The 3,714-nt window shown below is 50.8% G+C and carries 3 protein-coding genes; all 3 read right to left on the reverse strand.

The features are described from left to right. Window positions 1-44: 44 nt before the first annotated feature. Entirely contained in the window at window positions 45-1,832 is a 1,788-nt protein-coding gene (locus BKN38_RS09935; RefSeq protein ID WP_066457887.1) for an NAD(P)H-hydrate epimerase, read from the reverse strand. A 73-nt stretch (window positions 1,833-1,905) separates the two neighbouring features. Beyond that, window positions 1,906-2,847: a D-2-hydroxyacid dehydrogenase gene (locus BKN38_RS09940; RefSeq protein ID WP_066457885.1), complete on the reverse strand. Its 942-nt coding sequence runs from the start codon at window positions 2,845-2,847 to the stop codon at window positions 1,906-1,908. 102 nt (window positions 2,848-2,949) lie between these two features. Next, complete coding sequence (locus tag BKN38_RS09945; RefSeq protein ID WP_233713074.1) at window positions 2,950-3,540, reverse strand: queuosine precursor transporter; 591 nt, start codon at window positions 3,538-3,540, stop codon at window positions 2,950-2,952. Between the last annotated feature and the right edge of the window lie 174 nt (window positions 3,541-3,714).

Consider the following 3,714-nt stretch of genomic DNA (forward strand, 5'->3'; position numbering starts at 1 on the left):
GTAACTAGCAGAATCTTGCAAAGGCTATTGGCTCACATTTTGAATCATAGCTCTCCGATGTGCTCGATGAGGCGCAAGGGGGTGAGTGCGTAGGTGTTGCGCTCTTTTTGCGCGGCGAGCGCGTGGGCTAGCGAAGCGCAGATCGCAGAATCTAGCGCGCTAAAGCCCTGCGCCAAATACCCGCCGATAAGCCCGGAGAGCACATCGCCACTCCCGCCTTTGGCAAGCGCTGGCGTGCCTAGCGGGTTTATGTAGATGGTGTTTTGGTGCGCGATGATGGTGTTTGCGCCCTTTAGCAGCAGCACCGCGTGCGGATACGCCTCGCTAAATCGCTGCGCGAGTGCCAGCCTCTCTCTCACGACATCCTCCAGCGAAACATCGCCAAGCCCGCAAAGCCGACAAAACGCGGCAAACTCTTTGGGATGCGGCGTCAGCACGAGCGATAAATCTTTCATCTCAAGCACTTCCAGAATCTCGCGCTTATAAAACATATCCGCATCAATCACACAGCCTTTTATACGCTTTGGCGCGCTGGCCCTGGTATTGGCAGTAGCGTCATCTTGCCTATCTTGCGCGCACGAGCTAGAATCCAAAATCTCTTTCAACCCCAAATCATGCGCGCCAAGCCCCATGCCTACGACTAGCACGCTGGTGTTTTGTGGCAAAGATGATTGGCGCATGATTTCAGGAAATGGGCTAAAAGCAGAATCTAAAAGCGCGGATTCTAGGGCGTTTGCACGCGTGCCAAATGCGCCTGCATTAGAATCTAGCACACCAGAATCTAAAACGCCAGAATTTAACGCGCTAAAACCCGCCCCTTTGGATTCTGCGCCAAATAGATTCTCGCTAGCTTCAAGGCTTTGACTTGCGCTAGATTCTGCACTGGTTCTAGATTTTGCGCCAGCATCCAAAGACTCCAAAATCTCCGCAGAATCCGCAGAATCCGCAGAATCCATAGAATCCATAGAATCCGCAAAATCCACTTTTTTAGATTCTGCACTGCCGGCGCTAGAATCCACGCTGCCCGTACCAATCGCAGAAGCACTCACCAGACTCACAAGCCCCGCCCCTATGCGAAGGCTCGCCAGCGCGCTAAGCACACTCGCCCCCTGCTTATCGCCAGATACCACCGCGACATGCCCGAAGTTGCCCTTGTGGCAGTTAAGCTTGGTGCGATGCGGCAGCTTGAGATCGGATTTTTCTAGCAAAATATAGGGGCTTTGCACCTCATAAAGCGCGCGCGAGACGCCCAAATCGCCCACTATCACCTCGCCCACGCAGTCTTTGGCGCTATCGCTGAAAAGTGCCAGCTTTAGCGCGCCCATGCTTAGCGTGTAGTGCGCGTCAAACACGCGCTCCGCCGCGCTGCCATCCACCCTAAGCCCGCTTGGGATGTCGCATGCTATGCGGATTCTGGCGTTTGCATTCATGCTTTCAATAAGCCTTGCAAACTCCGCGCCCATCTCGCCGCCAAACCCGCTGCCAAATAGACAATCCACCACTACATCGCAAGGCAAAATCTTTGACACACGCTCGCATCCGCAAGTCTGCGCGCGCTCGCTCTGCAGCTGGCAGAGCGCGGATTTTGGCTCTTTGGCTTCGTAGATTTTGACGCGGTAGTCTTTGTGGAGTTTGCGCGCTAAGGCGTAGCCATCGCCGCCATTATCGCCGCTGCCACACACGATATACACGACGCTTTGCGCGTGTGCTACGCGGCGGATTAGCGATTCTAGCGCGCTTGCAGCGTTTTCCATGAGAATCTCTTCACTCAAAAGATACTTGCTAATCGCGCGTTTATCGAGATTTGCAGTGGTTTGATAGAGGTTTTTCATCATTGCCCTTTGCGCGTTTGCGCGCTTATTTGGATTATTTGCGCTGGCTTTGTGGCAGAATCCAGATTCTACCTTACCTAAAAAAGCTCTTCACATTATCGATACTCATCGATATGAGCTCTTTTAGCGAGTCGCCATAGGCGTATGCGATATGTGGCGTCAGAAGCAGGCGCGACTGGATAGCGCGGTCCAGAAATGGATGGTCTGCCCTCATCGGCTCTTTTTCTAGCACATCGCATGCATAGTAAAAGTCCGCGCCATTTTTCAGCGCCTTTGCCACCACCTCTTCATTCACGATACCCCCGCGCCCTACATTGATAAGCACTGTGCCTTTTTTTAGCTTGGCGATTTTTGCAGAATCTATGAGATTCATCGTCGCGCTATTTAGCGGGGCGTGGATGCTTATGATGTCGCTTTGTGAGAGCAGCTCATCTAGCTCCACGCGCGGATAGGCGCTAGCGGTGTTTTTGCCACTAGTAGAAGTGTAGCAGACTTTCGCATCAAACGCACTTGCGAGATGTGCCACGCGCGCACCTATGCTGCCAAAGCCTATGATCCCCCATTTTAGCCCAGCAAGCCCTCTGCGCCCGCCTGCAAGATGCGTGAAAATCTCGCTTTTGCACCACTCGCCACTTTTGACATAATCATCATAGTAATGTATCTGACTTAGGCACTCAAGCGCCATAGTGAGCGTGTGCTGCGCGACGCTTAGCGTGGAGTAGCCAGCGACATTTTTGACTTCGATGCCGCGCGATTTGGCAAACTCGACATCCACGATATTTGTCCCTGTCGCTGTCACACAGATGAGTTTCAGCTCGCTAAGCTGCTCTAGGAGCGCTTTATCTAGCACGACTTTGTTTGTCAGCACGATTTGCGCGCCACGACAACGCTCCAGCGTCTCATCATAAGAAGTAAGCGGATAGCTCACATACTCGCCAAACTCCTGTAAAGCGCTAAAATCCGCGTCTGCGCCTATGGTTTTGGCGTCCAAATTCACGATTTTTATGTGTTGCATGTTGTGCCTTTGTTTTGGTATCGCTGCTATTTGGGCTTGTGGCTTAGATAGGGCGTTGGCAGTTATTGTAGTATAAAAAGCTTAAAGATTCTAGGCTTTTTGTCAGATATTTTTCGCGCGGATTGCCAGCAGGTAAAAAAGCGGCGCGTTTGCCACCGCCACCGCAAGCTTGATAGAATAGTCCGCCATCGCCATGGTTATGGATTCTGCGAGCACCCTTTGCCCCCAAAACGCTATCACAAAAAACACCAGCGTATCTACCGACTGCGCGATGATAGTCGAGCCGCTATTGCGAAGCCACCAGAGATGCGGAAAGCGCCTTTTAAACGCGTAAAAAAGCGCCACATCAAGCGGCTGGGATATGCAAAAAGCAGCGATAGAAGCGAGCGCGATTTGTGGCGTGGCGGAGAAAAATGAAGGCACAAAAGCTATCAAAATCCCAAGCCCCACGACTTTTATGATGTCTTTACGCGCGTATCGCTCGCTCAAAACATCAAGCAGTAAAAAGCCAAAAGGATAAGTCAGCGCACCATAAGTAAGCGGCGTGGCGGCGATGTTGAACTGCACAGTGTAGTTGGCGATGATGACAATCGCGCCTAGCAAAAATGAGGCGATAAGTAGCACTCTAAAAGGCATTTGTGGGGCAGCTTGCTGTGGAGTTGTTGCGCATGATTGATTTATATTTTTTGACATTTTAGCCACCTCGTTGTAGTCCAATATTTTAATGCTTACAAAATCGGATTCTAGCATATTAAAGCTCAAGTTTTATGTATTTACTAAATAAAAGTCCAAGGATGTGTTTTTAGTTCTGGCTTTATAGTCCGTAGCATTTTTGGTGTTTTTGCTTTTTATTCTTGCTATTTTTCA

The sequence above is a fragment of the Helicobacter sp. CLO-3 genome (genome assembly GCF_001854545.1).
In the GTDB taxonomy this organism is placed as follows: domain Bacteria; phylum Campylobacterota; class Campylobacteria; order Campylobacterales; family Helicobacteraceae; genus Helicobacter_B.

What these genes read in the sequence shown, in the direction of transcription:
- BKN38_RS09935 (WP_066457887.1), bottom strand. Translation starts at nt 1,832, where the DNA reads ATGAAAAACCTCTATCAAACCACTGCAAATCTCGATAAACGCGCGATT.
- BKN38_RS09940 (WP_066457885.1), bottom strand. Translation starts at nt 2,847, where the DNA reads ATGCAACACATAAAAATCGTGAATTTGGACGCCAAAACCATAGGCGCA.
- BKN38_RS09945 (WP_233713074.1), bottom strand. Translation starts at nt 3,540, where the DNA reads ATGTCAAAAAATATAAATCAATCATGCGCAACAACTCCACAGCAAGCT.